We start from the raw sequence: 20,476 nt of genomic DNA on the forward strand, positions 1-20,476 counted from the left end.
GCGAAAAACCGCGGCACCCCACGCGAATCCCAGCGAATTCACAAGGACATCCCCATGTTGCTAGCCCAGATCAGCGACCTGCATATCAAACGACCCGGCGCGCTCGCTTACCGCCGCGTCGATACGGGCGCGGCCCTCGAGCGCTGCGTCGCAGCGCTCAATGCACTCGAACCGCGTCCCGATGTCGTCATCATGACCGGCGACCTCGTCGACCAGGGCGACCCGGAGCAATACGCACACCTCAAGGCGTTGCTCGCGCCGCTCGAAATTCCCTACTACCTGCTGGTCGGCAATCACGACGACCGCACGGCGTTGCGCGATGCCTTCAGCGACCGCGCCGAGTTGCGCACGGGCGGCGACTTCGTACATTACGCAGCTGATATCGGTCCGCTGCGCCTGATCGCACTGGACTCGATCGTGCCCGGTCAAAGCGCGGGCAACCTGTGCGACGCGCGTCTGACATGGCTCGCCAGGCAGCTCGATGAAGCGCAAGGCAAGCCGGTGATCGTCGCCTTGCATCATCCACCGTTCGAGTGCGGCATCGGGCATATGGATGCGCTGCGTCTCGACCCGCAGGCGGCGCAGAAGCTCGCGGCGCTGATCGCGCGCCATCCGAATGTCGAACGGGTGATCTGCGGCCACGTGCACCGGCCCATGTTCGTGCGCTTCGGCGGCACAATTGCCTCGGCCGTGCCGGCGCCCGCGCATCAGGTTGCGCTGGACCTGCGCGCTGACGCACCCTCCGCATTCATGCTCGAACCGCCCGCCTTCGCGCTGCATCGCTACGACGCCGCAAGCGGACTCGTCACCCATCACGCGTATGTGGATGCCGCCGAGGGCCCCTATCCGTTCTATGAGCCGGAGGGGGCGCTGATCGATTAGTCGAGCGGCAATAAACGACAATGAGCGGCCGCGGCGACGCACATCATCCGCCCGAAGACCCGCTTGCGGCGCTTAAGGCATGACAGGCGGATGATATGTCAGCGTCCCGGCAAACGCCCACAGCATGAAAATCACCAGCGGAAAATGGACAACGAGCTGCGTGAACGTGAAGCCGACCACATCACGTGCCCGCAAGCCCAGGACGCCAAGCAGCGGCAGCATCCAGAACGGATTGATCAGGTTCGGCAGGGCTTCCGCAGCGTTGTACACCGTGACCGCCCAGCCAAGATGCACGTTAAGGGTCTTCGCTGCTTCGATCACATAGGGTGCCTCGATAATCCACTTCCCGCCGCCCGACGGGACAAAGAAGCCCAGGACCGACGAATACACACCCATCACCGCCGGGAACGATGCATGCGAGGAGATGGCCACGAAGAACTGCGACAGGTGCTCCGCCAACGGCAGGCCTGACGGGGCCGCAGCCTTGGTGAGAATGAAAGCGATTCCTCCATACAGCGGAAACTGGATCAGCACACCCGCGGTAGAAGGAACCGACCTGGCCACTGCATTCAGAAACCGTCTCGGACGCCAGTTCAGCAACATGCCTAGCAGGAGAAACACGAAGTTGTAGGTATTCAGGTTGGAGATGGCCAGCACCGGGTTCTTCGTCGTGAACTCGTGCCACGCCCAAACCGCACCGAGCGCGACAATCAGGATCGTGACAAGCGGACTGTATTCGAGCCAGTCACCCGGACGCGCCGGCTTGCTAAGTGCGACATCCCCGTCGTCAAGGATCACGCCCAGTTCAGCGGCGGTCTTCGCACGGTTGCCTGCCGGTGCGGAAAGCCAGGCGACCAACAGCGACGCCACGGTCAATACGGCCACCATCAACATCGACTGCGGCAGGAAGATCGTCTCCGAGAAAGGGATCACGCCCGTAATCGCCAGCAGCGCCTTTGGCAGACTGTCGGGGTTGGCCTGCAATTGCGAGGCCGACGAACTCAAACCCAACGCCCACGTGGCGCCCATGCCGAGATAGGCGGCCGCGCCCGCGGCCCGATAGTCCAGGCGCAAGTCCTTCCTCTGCGCGAGCGCCCGGACAAGGAGGCCGCTGAAAATCAGGCTGATGGCCCAGTTGAACAGCGAGGCAAGAATACTGACCAAGGCGACGAATGCAATCGCGCCGCGCCCACCCGACGGCAGACGGGCGAGCCACGCAATCGCCCTGGAAGCGGGCGGCGATACTGCAACGACATAACCCGAAATGGCGACCACCGCCATTTGCATCGTGAAAGGAATCAGGCTCCAGAAACCATCCCCAAAGGCCGTTGCCACCCGCTGGACCGGGGCACCGATCGCCAGCGCTCCAATCGCCACTACGATGACAGCGATGGCCGCGAAGATATACGCGTCCGGAAACCACTTCTCCGACCACCGCGTCACGCCCGCCGCCATGCGTTCGAGCTTGCCTGCGAATTCCATCGCAGGCACTGCCGTGCCTTCCGTTTGAGACAGTTGTTTCATTCTGGCCTCCTTCCTTATTGACGAACAAGATCAAATGCGCTGCCGCCGGGCGAGCGCTATCGCAGCCAGATCCTCCAGAGCAAGCCTGTCTGGTGCATCCACGCCGTGTCACGAACCTCTATGGAAACTCGCCGCTTGCGTCCCTACGCTTCGATTGCCACTTCGCTAACCGGTATCGCCTGGCACGCGAAACACATGCCTGCCTCATCCGGGCCATGACCAGACATGTGCTCGACTTTTCCTGCGCTGACCTTCACCACGCAGCTTTCGCACTGCCCAACGCGGCAGCCGCTTGGCATCGAAACACCCAGGCGCTCTGCAAAGGACAACAGACTCCCCTCCTCAGGTGTCCATAGCGCCTTCTTATGGGAGCGGATGAACTCGACCATAAAGCGCTGCGCCGGATCGAGCCGCGGTCTGGACGGCGAGCGGAACGCCTCCTTGAAGATATCGAACGGCGGTACGCCCCGTGAAACCAGACCCGCCGTAATCGAATCCATCATCGGTTCGGGACCGCAAAGATAGAATCTTGCGCGGCGTTCGATCAGATTCCCGTCGACCACCTCCGCTGTGAGATAGCCGCTCATTTCGTAATCGCGGCCAAGGACCTCGCCCTGCGGTTTGTTATAGCAATTGACCACGCGCAGGCGTGGCAACCTCTTCTGCAGTTCGTTGATCCGGCCGCGGAAAGCGTGCGTTGCACTGTTCAGATTGGCGTAGAAAAGCCAGGACTCGGGAGCCTCTTCAAGGTCCTTGACCGATTCCAGCCACGAAATAAACGGCGTAATGCCGATGCCTCCTGCAAACATCACCACCGGCTGCCTCGACACGGGAGGAACAATGAACGTCCCGCCCGGCGCACGCAACGACACCTTGTGGCCCACTTCGAATGCCCGGTGGATATAGCCCGACATCACGCCCTCGAACGCTTCGCCCTGCGCCGTCTTGCCGCGCTGGTGCCGCACCGAGATCGAATAGGTTCGACGATCCGCTTCAACGGCCGGCCCTACCAGCGAATACGCGCGGGTCGTACCGTCATCGCCCAGGGTGGGGACGTGAACGGTGATATGCTGGCCCGGAAGATAGTCGGGTAACGGACCGCCGTCGGCTGCGGCGCACGTGACAGTCCGGACCCCAAGCGCCTCTTCGGCAACCGATGCCACAACGAAGTCCCTGAAGCCTTGCCAGCCCCGTCGCGCCGGATCGACCGACGGGTCGAGCCGCACATCGCAAGGAATCGAGCGCAGCGGTGAAGAGCCGCTCAACGGGTCCAGCTTTGCCGACGAAACCAGGTTGCTGAAATTGCTGTTTTGCTTGCCTTCAGCCGGAAGCGCCTGCATGCCTGTTTCATCGCACGCCTGCCACCAACCGTACTCGGCAACGATGACATCGCGCGCAAGCTCCGGCACGATGCGAGCACGAAAACGCGCCGAGCCGTTCGAGGTCTTGATCACCACCCAGTCGTCGACCGCGATGCCCTTTTCGGACGCCAGTTGCGCACTCAGTTCCGCAACCGGATAGGGTGCGCGCTTACGCAAGCTGGCAAGGCTGCGTTGCTGGCTGTGACAGTAATAGCCGTTCTTGATCGACGTAACCACATAGGGGTATTTCGCGCGCTCGCCGTCCCCGTCGTTGCCGTGCTGAGGCGGGACATATTGCGGAACAGGCGGGTAGCCATGGCGCAAGAGCTTTTCGGAGTACAGCTCCGCGCGCAGCGTCTCCGTCCTGAATCCACGCACGCCATCGGGCGTCTGTAACGAATAGTTCTTCTCGTGCTGGACCAGCGGCCGATAAATGCCCTCGGGATGGCTGCGCAATTCAGCCACATCGAGGCCCAGGGGCGCAAGAATGTGATTCCATCCGGCCTCGATACTGCCGCCGAAAAACGCATCGCCCATGCCGAGCCGGACCGCCAGGTCCAGCACGATGTCATAGTCGGCGCGGCTCTCGCCTCGCGGCTCGACCATTCGCTGCCGCAATTGCACCAGTTCAACCGCCTTCTCGTTGATTTCGAAGCCGACGCGCAACCCTTCCCGTTCCCACGGCGTGTTCACAGGAAGAAAGATGTCTGCATAGCGTGACGAGGGCGTCTCGAAGAGGTCGCAGTGCACATGGAAATCGAGCGCGCACAGCGCTTCGTGTGCCGCGCCAGCATCCGCCTGCGACATGACGACATTGGTACCGAAAGCAAACAAGGCACGTACCTTGTAGGGTCGGCCCTCGGTAATGGCCCGGTAGACGTCGCGGGCGGTCACCCAGCCTTGCGCGGGCGGTCCAATGGGCCGCTCGTCGAGTCCGAGCGCCTTGGCCCGTTGCTGCGGACTCAAAAGCGCATACGTGCTGACGGCATTGGCCGGCTGCTTCGTGAACTCGCGGTTGGACCCGCGCGTATCGAACGCGCCGGTCAGCGCATATAAAGTCGCAATGGCGCGCTCGGTCTGGGTGGCGTTCGTGTGCTGTCCGACGCCGGACCACGCGTGATAAGCGATGCGTTGCCCAGGTGCGAGCATCTTCGCCACAGCAACCACATCTGCGGCGCGCACGCCCGTCAACGCCTCCACGCGCTGCGGCGTGTATTCGTCCAGCGCGCCTCTATAGAGCGCGAATGCGGGGGTGCACCGGACCGTGGCCGAGCGGGCGCCACTCACGACAGACACCGTGTAATCGCCGTCCAGCGCGAAATCGCTTGCGGTGGTTTGCGCCTCCTCTCCCACGAGTTCCACACGGTTACGCGAGGCATTCCAGATCGCGTAGCGGTTCTGCAATGAGTCGGCATCGAAATCGCGTTCGCGCAGAAAACGCCCAGTGTCGCCCCGCACCAGCAGCGGGGCATTGCTCCACTCGCGGACAAACGCGTGATCGATATTGCCGGTGGCTATCATCTGCCGTGCGATACCCATGGCAAGCGCGCCATCCGTGCCGGGACGCACCGGCATCCAGACATCCGCTTCTCTGGCGAGCGCGGTCGGCCGCGGGTCGATCACGATCAGCCTGGCTCCGTTACGCCGCCCCTTGCCGATCGCATCGGCTTGCGCAAGCCACGTGTTGGTCGGGTTCGTGCCCCACAGCAGGATCACTTCGGCATTCCGATAGTCGGCCGTCGGCATGCCGCAGCCAAACGTGAAGACGTGTGCGAAATCCTTATGCCAGTTGCAGATCTCGGTCGCATAGCAGATATTGGGGCTGCCGAACGACCATATGAAGCGCTCCACCCAGTCGATGCTGTCGCTCATCGGCGTGCCGCTGGGTGTGGTGACACCGAACACCACCGACTCCGCCCCGCTTTCACGCTTGAAGCACGAGAGCTTCGCGGCAATTTCAGAAAGCGCCTGATCCCAGCTGATGCGCTGCCATCCGGGATCGGCCGCGCCTTTTGGATTCGTGCGGCGCATCGGGTAGAGAACCCGGTTAGGGCTATGCACGAGCTCCGGCGCGGCCTTGCCCTTCATGCACATCGCGCTGCCGGTCGGATGCGACGTGTCGGGCCGGACCTGGAGCAGCATGTCGCCGCGCACGGTGTTCAACGTCCCACACCGGGAGCGGCATAACGTGCAATAACCCTTTTTCTCCTGAACCTCGATCACAGCAGCATCTCCTGTTGATCGCTCCGATCGTATGCGGCCAGAATTTTGATTCCAAATTCATATTTCGCATGTCGCGATATATACTTTTTCGATACCTGCGTTCCCGGCGCCACGCCCCGTTCAGGCTGATTTGGCGGTGCTATGATTCGCGCCTTGGGTTCTCCTCAACAGCGGCGGACATCTTGGCCACGCACATCACTCTTCGCCAGATCGAATACTTTATTTCTGTTGCGAATACGGGGCAGATTTCCCGCTCATCCAGTCTGTCCAACGTTTCGCAGTCTTCCATGACCGTGGCGCTGCAGAATCTGGAAGACGCGGTTGGCGTGCCCCTGCTGCAGCGGCATGCGAAGGGCGTGCACCTGACAGAAGCCGGCGAGCGCTTTCTGCGTCACGTCCAGCAGGCTACGCTTTCCATCGACCATGCGGTCCTCGCCGCTCAGGAAGAACCTGGCCAGATTGCCGGCAGCGTTCATATCGGCATGACGGAAACCATTTCGGCGTATCTGATGCCCGCCCTGATATCGACGATGAGCCAGCGTTTCGCCAACCTCGAGATCCAGATCGTCGAGCGCGAGCGGCAGGCCATTGAACAGGGCCTCGTCGACCGCGAGCTGGATATCGCCCTGCTGCTGGTTTCAAACACGGCATTGCTGCCCGAACTAAAGGGCGAAACGATGCTCCGCTCGCCACGACGCCTTTGGACTCCCCCTGATCACCCCCTGCAGGAAGCCCAGCGGGTCACGCTGGAAGACGTAGCTCAGGAGAACTACCTGCTGCTCGACATGGATGAACATGTCCAGACAGTCGGAAAGTACTGGGGTAAATACGGCCTTCAGCCTCGCGTACGCATGCAGAGCAAGTCCATCGAAGCCGTGCGAAGTCTCGTCGCTCTCGGTGAGGGCGTCACCATTCTTTCGGATCTGGTTTATCGGCCGTGGTCGCTGGAAGGAAACCGCATCAGCCGCCGCGATTTGAGCGTGCCCATCCCTACGATGGATGTCGGGGCAGTGTGGTGCCGCTCGGGAACCCTGTCGAGGCAAGCGCAAGCGTTGCTCGACCTTTTCCGCTCATGGAAGCGCTCGGTCTGATAAGCGCAGCGAGTTAGAAGCCGCGCGGCCGGCACCTGCTCAGTGCGCCGCGGGCCCCGGCGCAGCAGACGCCGCGGCCGTCACCGCCCCGTGCGGTTTGACGTACCAGTAGTCGATGACCCAGTCCGTGTCGCGATAGGACTTCGGCAGAACAGCCGGCCAGCCGAAGGTCGTCTTGTAGGCAATGCGCGCATTCGGCGCGTAGAACTCCGGCACCACGTAGTACGCATTGATCAGCACGCGGTCGAGCGCGCGAGTGGCCGTCTCGAGATCGTCGAGCGTCTGTGCGGACAAGGCCGCCTGAATCAGCGCGTCCACCACCTTCGAATGCACGCCCACATAGTTCTCCGATCCCACTTCCGCAGCCGCCGCGCTGCCGAAGCGGCGCAGCAGTTCCACGCCGGGAACCGCGATAGGCAGATAGCCGCCGGTGGTCATATCGAAGTCGAAGCTGTCGAGCCGCTGCTGGTACAGCGCGCTATCCACCTCGCGCCACTCGGTCTGGATGCCCAGCGTGTTCAGCGCCTGCATGTAGGGCAACAGCAGACGGTCCATACCCGGTTCGTCGTCGAGCACCTCGATGCGCATGGCCGTGCCGTTCGCATCGCGCAACGCGCCGTCGCGGTAGTGCCAGCCCGCCTTGGCCAGCAGGTCGCGTGCCGCGCGCAGATTGCCGCGCAGCGAATTGGGCGGCAACGTCGACGGCTGCGTCAGCATCGGGCCGAATACGGCAGGCGGCAGGCTGGCGCGATACGGCTCGAGCAGCGCCAGTTCTTTCGGGCCAGGCATGCCTCTCGCGCCGAACGTGTCCGGATCGAAATAGCTCGTCGAGCGCCGGTACTGGTCGTAGAACATCATCCGGTTCATCCAGTCGTAGTCGAACGCGAGCGTCAGCGCGTGGCGCACCCTCACGTCCTGAAGCATCGGCCGGCGCACATTGATCAGAATGCCCTGCATATACGGAGGCCCGTTGGGAAACGTGCCCTGCTTCAGTTCGCCGTTGCGAAACTTCTGGCCGACATAGCGGCGCGCCCAGATGGTGGCGCTGCCCTCGATATTGACATCGATATTGCCCGCCTTGAACGCTTCGAGCGGTCCGAAGTTGTCGAGAAAGAGCTGGAACGTCACGCGTTCGAAGCGGAACATGCCGCGCCGCGACGGCAAATCCGCTGCCCAGTAAGCCGGGTTGCGCCGGTAGGTGATTGTCTTGTCGTTGCTGCGCCGCTCGATCAGATAGGGGCCGCTGGCAACCGGCGGCACGTTGGCGATCTGGTCGAACGGCGGGCGCGTGCCGTCGGGCCGCATGCCCCACTTCGGCGAGAACACCGGCAGGTCGCCCGCGATCAGCGGTGCGTCGCGTTCGGCATGGTTGAAATCGAAGCGGATCGTCGACGCATCGAGCACGGTCGCGCTTTTGATAATCGCAAACTGGGAATTGAAGAGTGGCGAGGCCTTCTGGCTGGTTAGCACATCGAATGAATACTTGACGTCGTCGGCCGTAATGCGTTCGCCGTTGGAAAAGCGCGCCGCCGGATTGATGTGGAAGGTCGCCGACGTGAGATCCGCCCGCACCTGAACATCGTCCGCGATCAGCGGGTATTCCGAGGCCGGTTCGTCCCAGCTGCGCTGCATCAGCGTATCGAACATCAGGTTGAGAATGTCCGGGGCCGGCGCGCCGCGCAGCAGGAATGGGTTAAGCGAATCGTAGCTTTGCAGCGCGTTGTAGTTGGCGAAGCTCAGGGCGCCGTCAGTGGGTGCTTCCGGGTTCGCGTAGTCGAAATGGGTGAAACCTGCCGGGTAGCGCGGCTCTCCAAACTGTGCGATGGAAGGCGTGGCAAGGACCGGCAATGCTGGCAGCAGCGTGAGCGCGCAAAGAAGAGCCGCTACGGCGGCTCGCCGTGGGAGGATGCGGCGCAACCATGCACTGGGACTGACGGCAGGCGCGTCAAGACGCGCTGGAACGGCATGCGGCAACCTGAACATCGCGAGCTTCATCGGCAGTCCACCTGGAACAGTGGACGCTATTGTACGAGAGCGCCTGCCGAAAAGAATTGACTTGCCGCGCCTTGCACGCGGCGCGGATCAGCGCGCGGTGAAGGTGTGACGCACGCGGCGCGATTGCCTGACATACGGAATCACCAGCGCCGCTGCCACGACGGCGATCACAACGCTATCGCAAGGAATCGTGACGGCGATCGCAATCGCATGGGTCATATGGTCGCCGAGCAGCCACGCGATCGTGCGCATGACAACGATGGCAAGCAGCCACACCTGCAGATGCACGGGAAAGCGCACCGAGCGGCGCCATGCGAGCAGCAGCAGCCAGCCCGCGCCGGCCACGATGAACACGCCGATCGCCACGTCCATGCCGACTATCGCAAGCACGGTGCGATACCAGCCCTGAGTTTCGGGCCGCACGAACACGGCGAGCAGTTCCCATTCGAGCATCATCTCGAGCGGATCGTGCAACTCGATGACGGTGGCGCACACCATGGCCGCGAGCCCAAGCAGCGCGAGCAGCAGCCAGCCGCCGAAGCCCTTGGGTTGCCGCCCTGTCTCCTGTTCATATCTGTTCATGTTGTGCCGTGCCGCGCCCAAAGTTGCCGATCGCCCCACCACGAGGCCGGGCGATTGTACGGACCGAAACCGGACGACCATCTCATTTTTACGGTGTGCCCGTCGGGGCAGGTTGCGGCAGACGCAAACTGCATGCGGTCGGCAGGCGGGCTGGCAGCCCGGCAGCACGATCTGCCACGCTCCGGTATGATCGGCTCGCCTGGGACGCATCCCTCCAGGCCGCTCATTGAAAGCCCTGCTTATGTCCACCTCCGATTCCGCCTCATCCGTCACCGCCGATCGCACGTTGCGCGGCCTGCTGCTTCTGCTCGCCGTCATCGCGGGTGTGTCCGTCGCAAACATCTATTACAACCAGCCGCTGCTCGACAGTTTCCGCAAGTCGTTCCCGCACAGCGCGTCGTGGGTCGGCGTCGTGCCGGCCGTCACGCAGCTCGGCTACGCTGCCGGCATGCTGCTGCTCGCGCCGCTAGGCGACCGCTTCGACCGGCGTCGGCTGATTCTTCTGCAGATCGCCGGCATCTGTGTTGCGCTGGTGATTGCCGCAAGCGCGCCGAATCTGACCGTGCTGATCGGCGCCAGCCTCGCAATCGGCGTGCTGGGCACGATCGCGCAGCAGGCCGTGCCGTTCGCCGCCGAACTCGCACCGCCCTCGGGCCGCGGCCACGCGGTCGGCACGGTGATGAGCGGGCTGTTGCTGGGGATTCTGCTGGCGCGTACCGCGGCTGGCCTGATCGCCGAATATTTCGGCTGGCGCGCGGTGTTTGGCGCCTCCGTGGTGGCGCTGCTGGTGCTGGCCCTGGTGATCTGGCTGCGCCTGCCGAAGAGCCGCCCCACTTCGACGCTGCCCTACGGCAAGCTGATGGTGTCGATGTGGCATCTGATCATCGAGCATCCCGGCCTGCGCGAAGCCTCGCTCACCGGTGCGTGCATGTTCGCGGCCTTCAGCATCTTCTGGTCGGTGCTGGCGTTGCTGCTGGCCGGCGCGCCGTTTCATCTCGGACCGCAGGCCGCCGGGCTGTTCGGGATTGTCGGCGCGGCGGGGGCGCTTGCCGCACCGCTGGCCGGCAAGTTCTCCGACCGGCGCGGGCCGCGCACGATCATCTCGCTGTCGATCGTCCTCGTCGCCGTGTCGTTCGTGGTGTTTGGCCTGTCGGGCGCGAGCATCGCCGGACTGGTGGTGGGCGTGATCATCCTCGACGTGGGCGTGCAGGCCGCGCAGATTTCCAACCAGTCGCGCATCTACGCGCTCTCGCCGGAAGCCCGCAGCCGTGTGAATACGGTCTACATGGTGGCCTATTTCATCGGCGGCGCGGCCGGCTCGGCAGTGGGCGCCGCGGTCTGGCCGTCGTTCGGATGGCTGGGCGTGAGTATCGCCGGCCTCGCGTTCGCCGGCCTCGCAGGCTGGAATCATGCGCGCCGGCCGGCACAGCCGGTGACGACTTCCTGAGCGCCGCGGCCAATTAGAATTTTCCCTCGGCAACCTGGCGTGATCGGCGGTGTATTGTTCGGGCGCACCCCACTTCTCCCAGGTCCGCCGCATGTCTTACCGCCACCTGCTTTCCGAGCTCGATCTCGGCTTCACGACCCTGCGCAACCGCGTCGTCATGGGATCGATGCATACGGGCATGGAAGACCGCTTCTGGAACTACCCGAAGCTCGCCGCCTACTTCCGGGAGCGCGCACAAGGCGGCGCCGGCCTGATCATCACGGGCGGCATCTCGCCGAACCGGCAAGGCTGGCTGCTACCGTTCGGCGGCACGCTGAACTCCATATTCGATCTGCGCAATCACCGCCTGGTGACGGATGCCGTGCATGCGGAAGGCGGCAAGATCGCGCTGCAGATACTGCATGCGGGGCGCTATGGTTATCAACCGTTCGTGGTGTCTGCCTCGGCCCTCAAGTCGCCGATTTCGAAATTCAAGCCGCGCGCGCTGACGCTTGCCGGCATCGCGAAGACGGTGCGCGACTACGCCCGTTGCGCACGCCTCGCGCAACGCGCCGGCTACGACGGTGTCGAGATCATGGGCAGCGAGGGCTATCTGCTCAACCAGTTCCTCTGTCCGCGTACCAACCAGCGCAGTGACGCCTACGGCGGCAGCCTCGAGAACCGCATGCGGCTCGCCCGTGAGATTGTCGAAAGCATGCGGGCCGCGTGCGGCGAGCGCTTTATCGTGGTGTACCGGCTCTCGGTGATCGACCTTGTCGAAGGCGGCAACACGTGGGACGAGACCGTGCAGGTCGCGCAAGCGCTGGAGGCGGCCGGCGTCACGATGTTCAACACCGGGATCGGCTGGCACGAGGCGCGCGTGCCGACCATCGTGACCTCGGTGCCGCGTGCGGCCTTTGCGCCGCTCAGCGCGCGCCTGAAGGCGGCCGTCAAGGTGCCGGTGATCGTGTCGAACCGCATCAACACACCGGAGCTGGCCGAAGATCTGCTCGCCCAGGGCGCGGGCGATCTGGTGTCGATGGCGCGGCCGATGCTCGCCGATCCGGACTTCGTGGTAAAGACCGCCGAAGGACGCACGCACGAAATCAATACCTGTATCGCCTGCAATCAGGCCTGTCTCGATCACACGTTCCAGAACCGGCGCGCAAGCTGCCTCGTCAATCCGCGTGCGGGACGCGAAACCGAACTGGTGTACCGGCCGCTCGCGGACAACCAGCGGCCGCGTTCGATTGCCGTCGTCGGCGCAGGACCGGCGGGTCTGTCGGCAGCGACCGTGGCCGCCTCGCGCGGGCATCGCGTCACGCTGTTCGATGCGGGCGCAACCATTGGCGGACAGTTCAATCTCGCCATGCGCGTGCCGGGCAAGGAAGAGTTCAGCGAAACGATCCGCTATTTTCAGAGCCAGTTGCAACGGCATGGCGTCGACGTGCGGCTCGCCACCCGTGTGGATAGCGCCCTGCTCGCCGCCGGCGGCTATGACGAGGTGATCCTCGCCACCGGCATCGTGCCGCGCCGCCCGGCGATTCCCGGCATTGACAGGGCGAATGTGCTGACCTACGTCGAGGTGCTGCGCGGCGCGCCGGTTGGCCGCAGTGTGGCGGTGATCGGCGCGGGCGGCATCGGCTTCGACGTCAGCGAGTTTCTGCTGCATCGCGCGGGCGAGCCGCTGCCGCAACCGCGCGATGCCTGGCTCGACGAATGGGGCGTCGATCTGGCGGTACGCGAGCGCGGCGGCCTGAAAACGCCGCGCGCCGCGCAGCCGGTGCGCGACATCTGGCTGCTGCAGCGCAAGGCGGGCAAGCTCGGCGCGGGGCTCGGCAAGACTTCGGGCTGGGTCCATCGGGCCACACTGGCACGCAACGGCGTGCGCATGCTCGATGGCGTGTCGTATCTGGAGATCAGCGAGCGTGGCCTGAAGATCGCGCGTGAAGGCGTCGAGCAGTGGCTGGAAGTGGAAACGATCGTGATCTGCGCCGGCCAGGATTCGTTGCGCGATCTGCAACCGGCCACCCCGCCTACAGGCGGCCCGCGCTATCACGTGATCGGCGGCGCGGCGCTCGCCGCCGAGCTTGACGCGAAGCGGGCTATCCGCGAGGGCGCGGAACTGGCGGCACGGTTGTAGCAAAGCCGTGCGGGCGGCAATTTGAAGCAACGGTGAGAACACCTCGGCAGCCGTGAACTGCCACGCCCGCACGTGCGCGGCTCACGCCAGACCGCGGCGCCGGTAATCAAACCAGAACGACAGCCCGACGCTCGCGAGAATCACCACGGTCGCAATCACGGTCGCGCTCGTCACCGGCTCGCCCAGCAGCAGCGCACCGAGCGCGACCGCCACCACCGGATTCACGTACATGCAACTGCTGGCGATGATCGGACTGGTATGGCGGATCAGGTAGCCGTACGCGACATACGCGGCCATGGTACCCACCAGCATCAGGTAAAGGAACGCCAGCACCGGCAGGAAGTGCACCTCGGCCATGCGCTCGCCGGAGACCACGGCGACGATCGTCGACATCGCCCCGCCGAGGCCGATCTGCAGCGCCGTGGACAGGAACAGGTCCGAGGGCAGCGTCAGACGCCCGGCCAGATGCGCGCCGCCGGCCCAGAAAAGCGCGCCGCAGAGAATAGCGAGGCTGCCGCCGGCCGAACCCGACGTGCCGCCGCCGTGACTGAGAATCGCAATGCCCACGAGGCCGAGGCCCACGGCAAACCAGTCGCCGCGCCCTATCTTACGTCCCGCGAACGCTGCAATGATGGTTGCAAACAGCGGCACGGTGGCAACCATCACGGCAGCCGTGCCGGTGCCCACCGTGCGCATCCCGTAGGCCAGCATGCCGCTCGACAACCCCACCAGCATCGTGCCGACCAGCCCGGCGTTGCGGATCTCGGCCGCGCTCGGCCAGACCGGATTGCGGCGCGCGGCGAGCACAAACAGGCCGATTCCCGCGAACAGGTTGCGCAAGCCGGACAGCAGAAGCGGCGGAAACGAGCCGAGCGCAACGTGAATCGCCAGATAGGTGGAGCCCCAGACGATATAGACGACCGCGAGCGCGAGCGCGATCCGGCCGGTGCGGGAGCGGGGAAGACGAAACGGGAAGCGGTTCGGAAGCGACAGCGGCATGTCTTCAGCCCACCCGTACCGTTCGAGTGGCTGCGCCTGCGCTTATGGCCCGATGGGCGGACGGCGGGCGCCGCAGCGCGAATGCGGCCTGACAGGCAAGGCTGGAAGACATGGTGGTCGAACAGGGAGAAGAACGTGGAACGGCAAACCAGCCCGGTCAAGGCGGCTGGGCCGTCACGATGCACTGTGCTCCCTGCGCCGCCTGAGGGCAGCGGGTGTTCGCCGCACGGCCGGGAAGCCGCGGCAAAACACCCCGGCGCGCCAACCGTTCGGCGCGCACCGCAGCATTATGCAGGAACGCCGTTGGGCGTCCATGAAAGAATCGTAAATTTTGTATCCGCAACACGGTCAGGCCGGGGCCATGCTCCAGCCTGACCTTGCCGCAGCGGCGCGGGTCAGGAAAACCCGCTTCAGTTGGCCATGGCGCCTGAAGCTTCGTGCTTCATGCCCATTGCATCGCCGCTCTTCTTCATCTTGTCCTTGGACATGGCGTCTTTCGACATCGTGTCCTTGCCCATCGCGTCTTTCGACATGCTGTCCTTCTTCATGGTGTCGTGCGACATGGCGTCGTTCGACATGGCGCCGCTCGCCTGTGCGAAAGCTGCGGTGCCGCTCGTCAGAAACGCGACTGCCAGTGCTGCGATTGCATACTTCTTCATGGGATCACTCCATTTGTTGTGAATTGATAGAACCGGTCATGCCGGTGTGTTTCCGAAGCTTCTGCCCCTCGCGGGTCGGGCCCAACCCGCGCGCGTCAGGAGCCTCCGAACCAGTTGTAGCCCTGGTCGACCCAATAGCCGCCGGGGTAAGTGTTGGTGACGAACATCTCGACGATGTGCTTCGGATTCTTGTAGCCGAGCTTGGTCGGCATGCGCAGCTTCATCGGGAAGCCGTATTTCGGCGGCAACCGCTGGCCGTCGTACTCGAACGTGAGGAGCGTCTGCGGATGCAGGGCGGTCGCCATGTCGATGCTTTCGTAGTAGTCGTCGGCGCATTTGAAGCCGACATACTTCGCTGTGGTGTCGGCGCCCACGCGGCGCAGGAAATCGGCGAACGGCGTGCCGCCCCAGCGCCCGATCGCGCTCCACCCTTCCACGCAGATATGCCGCGTGATCTGCTCGGCGTGCGGCAGCGCATACAGTTCCGGCAGGCTCCACGTGCGCTGGCCGGTAACAAGGCCGCTGACGTTCAGCCGGTAGTCCGCAGCATTGACCTCGGGCACCTCGTCGACGTCGTAAAACGCGTTGAACGGAAACGGCCGCGTGATCTGCGCTTCGGTATAGGTGGGCGCCAGTTGCTGCGGATCGAAGATGAACGCCTGGGCGCGGTCGTTCAGGCGCGAGACGGCCGTGAGGAACGCATTCACCGATTTGTCGTCGGAGAGCGAGCAGCCGGTCAGCATCGACAGGCCGCCGAGCGTGAGCAACTGCTTGCCGAACAGGCGCCGCGACGGCAAGGCGAGCTCGCGGCGTGCGTCGATCAGGATCGATTCGCGGTCGAGCTTGCCCGCAGGCATGCGGCGGACCGGCTTTTTGTCTGATGGGGTCATGGGACTCTCCTTAGCGGCCGCGCAGCATCGCCAGCAACGAGCGCGGGACGAGCGCCACCATCACCAGATGCACGGCGATAAAAGCCGCCATCAGCGACATGGCGCAAAAATGCACGACGCGTGCGTTGTCGTAGCCGCCCATCAGTTCGCGCAGCAGCGGAAACTGCACCGACTTCCAGATGGCAAGTCCCGAGAGCACCAGCACGATCAGGTCGCACACCACGAACACGTAGGCGAATTTCTGCACCGCGTTGTAGACCCGCAGATCGGCGTGCGAAAGCTTGCCGGTCAGCGCGGCAATGAAGTCGTGCAGGATGGCGCGCGGCGAGAGCGGCAGGAACTTGCGGAAAAAACGGCCGCTGACGAGGTTGAGCGCGAGATACACGAGGCCGTTGAAGACCAGCAGCCACATCGCCGCGAAGTGCCATTGCAGCGCGCCGCCGAGCCAGCCGCCGAGCGTCAGCGAAGGCGGAAACGTAAAGCTCCTGAAGACCGGCGACGCGTCATAGATGCGCCAGCCCGACAGCATCATCACGATTGCGGCGAGCGCGTTGAGCCAATGGGTGACGCGCACCCAGACCGGGTGAATCGTGCCGCTACGCGGCGCGGTGGGCGGCGCCGTGTCGGCTAGTGCGTGCGGGGTGGCCATGTGAATCTCCTCTATCGACCGGAGCGCGCGCTTTGACGCGTGACTCCGGTCCCATGCAAAGCGGTTGCGGGCCGCGATAGGTATCAATGACAGGCCGCCAGTTCGGCTACCTGCAATACCTCGCCGGTGGCAGCGTTTTCAACAAAGGCCACGACGCCGAACCTGCCGGGTTGCGCATTGGCGTCCGCGGCTTCGCCGGCGTCGAGCGTGATGTCGCGGCGAATCTGTGCGCTGCCTGCCGCGAGCGGCACCGGACCGATCCACTGCCGCACCACACGCTCGTGATGCAGCGTCGCGCCATTGTTTTCACCGGCGCGCACCTGCGAAGTGAGGGCGTTTTCGTAGACCGCCACGTACGCGTTCAACGGCCCGCTGCCGGCAGTTTTTGCAGTAAAGCGCGCGTCGACGCCGAAGCCTTTGACACCCTGCGCGGGCGCCGCCAGTTCCAGCGCAATATCGGCCTGCGCGGGCTCTGCGATTACCTTGTGTATACGTTCGTCAAAGCTCTCCGGTTGCGACCAGTCGCGCAATTCACGCCCCGAGACAAAGACTTCCGGCGTGTAGATGGTGTGGCCGCCGGCGAGATCGGTCAGGTTCTGCTGGCGCTCGGTGAAGCGATGCTGCGAAAAGCGGTCGGTCCAGCCGAGGCCGTTCCAGTAGTCCACGTGCAAGGCGAGCGGCACGATGCCCTGCGACGCGCCACTGTCTTTCCATTGGCTCAGCCAGCGGTCTGCGGGCGGGCAGCTATTGCAGCCCTCGCTGCTGTAGAGCTCCACCAGGGCGACCCGGTGAGCCGGGCTGTGCGCCGTGCACATGGATGCAGCCGCCTGAGCGACGCCGCTCGTGGCAAGCGCGGCAAGCACTGCAACGGCGCGCAACAGGCGCGAGTCGGCAAAGCGGCGGGTGACGGAAGGCATGGCAGGCTCCATGAGGAAATCTGCACGTTAGTCGAACGTCGCCGGCGGTTATGACAGCGGTTTCGAAAATATTTTTGCGGGAAGTTGGAGCTTTCATGCTGCGGCGCGTCACCGTGCGCCGCCCAATAGAGATAAGCCTGCCAGCGTGTAAGGTAAGCCGTGAAGGCGCGCTGCCGATTTCGAGATTGGTTGCCAAGCACCGGCGAGCCGGTGTATCGTTTGGCCTGCTAACGCGGGGGTCCTGCGTCGCACAGGGGTTGGAGGCCTGTGCTGCGTGGGTGAGAAATACCCTTTGAACCTGATCTGGATAATGCCAGCGCAGGGAAGCGTACGGAATTCGCCACCGTTGCACCGCCTTATCCTCTGGTGAATTCCGACAACTTCCATCTCGTCTCCTGCTTAGCCGCCCCACATAGCTTTGCATGGCACCGAAGTCGCGCCCGAAAACGCGAACTCCGGTCGACACAGGAGAAATAGATGAACGCCAATCCGAAGTTCCTTTCCGCCGACGCTCATGTCGATGCGGCCGCTGTCGCCCCGCTGCCGAATTCCCGCAAGATCTACGTCACCGGCTCGCGTCCGGATATCCGCGTACCCATGCGTGAAATCACCCAGTCGGATACGCCGGACAGCTTCGGCGGCGAGAAGAACCCGCCGGTCTACGTCTACGATACGTCGGGCCCCTACTCCGATCCGGAAGCCCGGATCGACATCCGCGCCGGTCTGCCGGCGCTGCGTCAGCGCTGGATCGAAGAGCGCGGCGACACCGAAGCGCTGACAGGGCTGACGAGCGACTACGGCCGCGAGCGCGCCGCCGATCCGGCCACCACCGACCTGCGCTTCCAGGGCCTGCACCGCACGCCGCGCCGCGCTGTCGCGGGCAAGAACGTCTCGCAGATGCATTACGCCCGTAAAGGCATCATCACGCCGGAGATGGAGTACATCGCGATCCGCGAAAACCAGCAGCGCGCCGCGTATCTGGAGACGCTGAAGAAGAGCGGCCCGAACGGCGAAAAGCTCGCTGCGATGATGGGCCGCCAGCATGCCGGCCAGGCCTTCGGCGCGAGCGCGTTCGGCCCCAATGGTCTGACGGAAATCACGGCCGAATTCGTGCGTGAAGAAGTGGCCCGCGGCCGCGCGATCATCCCGAACAACATCAACCACCCGGAAAGCGAGCCGATGATCATCGGCCGCAACTTCCTCGTGAAGGTCAACGCGAATATCGGCAACTCGGCCGTGACTTCGTCGATCGGCGAGGAAGTCGACAAGATGACCTGGGCGATCCGCTGGGGCGGCGACACGGTGATGGATCTCTCCACCGGCAAGCACATCCACGAAACGCGCGAATGGATCATCCGCAACAGCCCGGTGCCGATCGGCACGGTGCCGATCTATCAGGCGCTCGAAAAGGTCAACGGCAAGGCCGAAGACCTGACGTGGGAAATCTTCCGCGACACGCTGATCGAACAGGCCGAGCAAGGCGTCGACTACTTCACGATCCACGCCGGCGTGCGTCTGCAATACGTACCGCTGACAGCCAAGCGCATGACGGGCATCGTCTCGCGCGGCGGCTCGATCATGGCGAAGTGGTGTCTCGCGCACCACAAGGAAAGCTTCCTGTACGAGCACTTCGAAGACATCTGCGAAATCATGAAGGCGTATGACGTGGCCTTCTCGCTCGGCGACGGCCTGCGTCCCGGCTCGATCTACGACGCCAACGACGAAGCGCAACTGGGCGAGCTGAAGACCCTCGGCGAGCTCACGCAGATCGCATGGAAGCACGACGTGCAGACGATGATCGAAGGCCCCGGCCACGTGCCGATGCAGCTCATCAAGGAAAACATGGACCTGCAACTGGAATGGTGTGACGAAGCGCCGTTCTACACGCTTGGACCGTTGACCACCGACATCGCGCCTGGCTACGACCACATCACCTCGGGCATCGGCGCGGCGATGATCGGCTGGTTCGGCACGGCCATGCTCTGCTACGTGACGCCGAAGGAACACCTGGGTCTGCCGAACAAGGACGACGTCAAGACCGGCATCATCACGTACAAGCTCGCAGCCCACGCTGCGGACCTGGCAAAGGGCCATCCGGGTGCGCAGGTGCGCGACAACGCGCTGTCGAAAGCGCGCTTCGAATTCCGTTGGGAAGACCAGTTCAACCTCGGTCTGGACCCGGACAAGGCGCGTGAATTCCACGACGAAACGCTGCCGAAGGACTCGGCCAAGGTCGCGCACTTCTGCTCGATGTGCGGCCCGCACTTCTGCTCGATGAAGATCACCCAGGACGTGCGCGAGTTCGCGGCACAGCAAGGTGTCTCCGACGACGAAGCCTTGAAGAAAGGCATGGAAGTGAAGTCGATCGAGTTCATGAAGAAGGGCGCTGAGATCTATCAGCGGCAGTAACGCCGGTCGGGCCGGCGAGGCGGCGCTCGCAGGATGCGCCGCCCACCTGTCTTGCACGGGAAGAGCCCACCGCCTGAACCGCATCCGGGAAGCTGGACACCGATCCGGCCTTTGGGATGCAGTTCAGGTGGCGGGCTCTTGCATTTGCGCCGCCTGCTGCACAGCAGCCGCCGCAACCTGCGCCGCGGCGGCGCTTTCGCTCTGAAACAAGCGGTAACGAGTTTGCAACCTGAGGCAGCCGGCGACGGCGTAAGCTGGGCGGATGATGCCGTTTTTAGAATCGCCAACACTAACCGCCACGGCATCACGATGCATCAGGAGCGTGCCATGAGTCCCCTTTCCACCACCACCCGCCTCGCCGCCGCGGCCATGGTGCTTGCCTTGTCCGGCTGTTATTACCCGTACGGCTACTACCCCTACGGCGCGAACGGCTATTACGCGACCGTACCCGCTTCGTCCACCCAGACGGCCGTCCCGGTGAACGCGAACGGCGAGCCTGTCGGCGCATTGAACCAGCACGATCCGATCCCTGCCCCGCCGCCGCCCTCGGTGACCACCTCCGGCTCGTACAGCGTGCCCGCCGTCTCAACCCAGCCAGTGGCCGCGTCCCAGCAGGTTTATGTGCCGGCTCCGGCGGCGGCCTATCCCGCCTATCCTGCCTACTATCCTTATCCTGCTTATCCGGCCTACCCTGCCTACTATGGGTACGGCTATCCCGCTTACTGG

15 protein-coding genes and 1 riboswitch are annotated in these 20,476 nt (G+C 64.0%); of the genes, 6 read left to right on the forward strand and 9 right to left on the reverse strand.

Annotated elements, in window-relative coordinates:
* Positions 1-54: 54 nt before the first annotated feature.
* Complete coding sequence (locus FFS45_RS32860) at positions 55-882, forward strand: phosphodiesterase (RefSeq protein ID WP_137958810.1); 828 nt, start codon at positions 55-57, stop codon at positions 880-882.
* Between the two features lie 72 nt (positions 883-954).
* Here the strand turns inward: FFS45_RS32860 and FFS45_RS32865 are convergent, their stop codons facing one another.
* Both FFS45_RS32865 and FFS45_RS32870 read right to left on the reverse strand, forming a co-directional pair.
* On the reverse strand, positions 955-2,406 hold the full coding sequence (locus FFS45_RS32865; RefSeq protein WP_137958811.1) for a TIGR00366 family protein: 1,452 nt from the start codon (positions 2,404-2,406) through the stop codon (positions 955-957).
* Between the two features lie 143 nt (positions 2,407-2,549).
* Positions 2,550-5,987 (reverse strand): molybdopterin-dependent oxidoreductase, encoded by a 3,438-nt coding sequence (locus FFS45_RS32870; protein ID WP_137958827.1) that lies wholly within the window; start codon positions 5,985-5,987, stop codon positions 2,550-2,552.
* Between the two features lie 185 nt (positions 5,988-6,172).
* Here FFS45_RS32870 and FFS45_RS32875 point away from each other — a divergent pair, with 185 nt between their 5' ends.
* Positions 6,173-7,081, forward strand: a complete 909-nt coding sequence (locus tag FFS45_RS32875) for a LysR family transcriptional regulator (RefSeq protein WP_137958812.1) — start codon at positions 6,173-6,175, stop codon at positions 7,079-7,081.
* Positions 7,082-7,120: 39 nt separating this feature from the next.
* Here FFS45_RS32875 and FFS45_RS32880 read toward each other — a convergent pair whose 3' ends face one another.
* Together FFS45_RS32880 and FFS45_RS32885 are read right to left on the reverse strand one after the other, a co-directional pair.
* Positions 7,121-9,076: an extracellular solute-binding protein gene (locus FFS45_RS32880; protein WP_137958813.1), complete on the reverse strand. Its 1,956-nt coding sequence runs from the start codon at positions 9,074-9,076 to the stop codon at positions 7,121-7,123.
* Between the two features lie 87 nt (positions 9,077-9,163).
* Positions 9,164-9,658, reverse strand: coding sequence for a DUF2569 family protein (locus tag FFS45_RS32885; RefSeq protein WP_137958814.1), 495 nt, complete (start codon positions 9,656-9,658; stop codon positions 9,164-9,166).
* Positions 9,659-9,899: 241 nt separating this feature from the next.
* Between FFS45_RS32885 and FFS45_RS32890 the strand changes: the two genes are divergently transcribed.
* Together FFS45_RS32890 and FFS45_RS32895 are read left to right on the forward strand one after the other, a co-directional pair.
* Positions 9,900-11,105, forward strand: a complete 1,206-nt coding sequence (locus FFS45_RS32890; RefSeq protein WP_137958815.1) for an MFS transporter — start codon at positions 9,900-9,902, stop codon at positions 11,103-11,105.
* A 91-nt stretch (positions 11,106-11,196) separates the two neighbouring features.
* The gene (locus FFS45_RS32895) at positions 11,197-13,227 is read left to right on the forward strand and encodes an NADPH-dependent 2,4-dienoyl-CoA reductase (RefSeq protein ID WP_137958816.1); all 2,031 of its coding nucleotides are present in this window, start codon (positions 11,197-11,199) and stop codon (positions 13,225-13,227) included.
* Between the two features lie 81 nt (positions 13,228-13,308).
* Here FFS45_RS32895 and FFS45_RS32900 read toward each other — a convergent pair whose 3' ends face one another.
* From FFS45_RS32900 to FFS45_RS32920, 5 genes are all read right to left on the reverse strand, one after another.
* Complete coding sequence (locus FFS45_RS32900; protein ID WP_137958817.1) at positions 13,309-14,226, reverse strand: EamA family transporter; 918 nt, start codon at positions 14,224-14,226, stop codon at positions 13,309-13,311.
* A 410-nt stretch (positions 14,227-14,636) separates the two neighbouring features.
* Positions 14,637-14,885 (reverse strand): pentapeptide MXKDX repeat protein, encoded by a 249-nt coding sequence (locus tag FFS45_RS32905; RefSeq protein WP_137958818.1) that lies wholly within the window; start codon positions 14,883-14,885, stop codon positions 14,637-14,639.
* A gap of 95 nt (positions 14,886-14,980) precedes the next feature.
* Positions 14,981-15,775, reverse strand: a complete 795-nt coding sequence (locus FFS45_RS32910) for a molybdopterin-dependent oxidoreductase (RefSeq protein WP_137958819.1) — start codon at positions 15,773-15,775, stop codon at positions 14,981-14,983.
* Positions 15,776-15,785: 10 nt separating this feature from the next.
* On the reverse strand, positions 15,786-16,424 hold the full coding sequence (locus tag FFS45_RS32915; protein WP_137958820.1) for a cytochrome b/b6 domain-containing protein: 639 nt from the start codon (positions 16,422-16,424) through the stop codon (positions 15,786-15,788).
* An 83-nt stretch (positions 16,425-16,507) separates the two neighbouring features.
* Positions 16,508-17,341, reverse strand: a complete 834-nt coding sequence (locus FFS45_RS32920; RefSeq protein WP_137958821.1) for a DUF1223 domain-containing protein — start codon at positions 17,339-17,341, stop codon at positions 16,508-16,510.
* A gap of 224 nt (positions 17,342-17,565) precedes the next feature.
* Positions 17,566-17,684, forward strand: a riboswitch (TPP riboswitch).
* 134 nt (positions 17,685-17,818) lie between these two features.
* On the opposite strand from FFS45_RS32920, the gene thiC reads away from it, so the two are divergent.
* Both thiC and FFS45_RS32930 read left to right on the forward strand, forming a co-directional pair.
* Positions 17,819-19,750 (forward strand): phosphomethylpyrimidine synthase ThiC, encoded by a 1,932-nt coding sequence (gene thiC / locus FFS45_RS32925; protein ID WP_137958822.1) that lies wholly within the window; start codon positions 17,819-17,821, stop codon positions 19,748-19,750.
* A gap of 327 nt (positions 19,751-20,077) precedes the next feature.
* Positions 20,078-20,476 (forward strand): hypothetical protein (locus tag FFS45_RS32930; RefSeq protein WP_137958823.1); only part of this gene is annotated, 399 nt, incomplete at its 3' end.

The sequence above is a fragment of the Burkholderia sp. 4M9327F10 genome, from assembly GCF_005503145.1.
GTDB lineage: Bacteria > Pseudomonadota > Gammaproteobacteria > Burkholderiales > Burkholderiaceae > Paraburkholderia.

Coding starts and splice junctions, on each gene's coding strand:
- FFS45_RS32860 (WP_137958810.1), top strand. CDS start 55: ATGTTGCTAGCCCAGATCAGCGACCTGCATATCAAACGACCCGGCGCG.
- FFS45_RS32865 (WP_137958811.1), bottom strand. CDS start 2,406: ATGAAACAACTGTCTCAAACGGAAGGCACGGCAGTGCCTGCGATGGAA.
- FFS45_RS32880 (WP_137958813.1), bottom strand. CDS start 9,076: ATGAAGCTCGCGATGTTCAGGTTGCCGCATGCCGTTCCAGCGCGTCTT.
- FFS45_RS32885 (WP_137958814.1), bottom strand. CDS start 9,658: ATGAACAGATATGAACAGGAGACAGGGCGGCAACCCAAGGGCTTCGGC.
- FFS45_RS32890 (WP_137958815.1), top strand. CDS start 9,900: ATGTCCACCTCCGATTCCGCCTCATCCGTCACCGCCGATCGCACGTTG.
- FFS45_RS32895 (WP_137958816.1), top strand. CDS start 11,197: ATGTCTTACCGCCACCTGCTTTCCGAGCTCGATCTCGGCTTCACGACC.
- FFS45_RS32900 (WP_137958817.1), bottom strand. CDS start 14,226: ATGCCGCTGTCGCTTCCGAACCGCTTCCCGTTTCGTCTTCCCCGCTCC.
- FFS45_RS32905 (WP_137958818.1), bottom strand. CDS start 14,885: ATGAAGAAGTATGCAATCGCAGCACTGGCAGTCGCGTTTCTGACGAGC.
- FFS45_RS32910 (WP_137958819.1), bottom strand. CDS start 15,775: ATGACCCCATCAGACAAAAAGCCGGTCCGCCGCATGCCTGCGGGCAAG.
- FFS45_RS32915 (WP_137958820.1), bottom strand. CDS start 16,424: ATGGCCACCCCGCACGCACTAGCCGACACGGCGCCGCCCACCGCGCCG.
- FFS45_RS32920 (WP_137958821.1), bottom strand. CDS start 17,341: ATGCCTTCCGTCACCCGCCGCTTTGCCGACTCGCGCCTGTTGCGCGCC.
- thiC (WP_137958822.1), top strand. CDS start 17,819: ATGAACGCCAATCCGAAGTTCCTTTCCGCCGACGCTCATGTCGATGCG.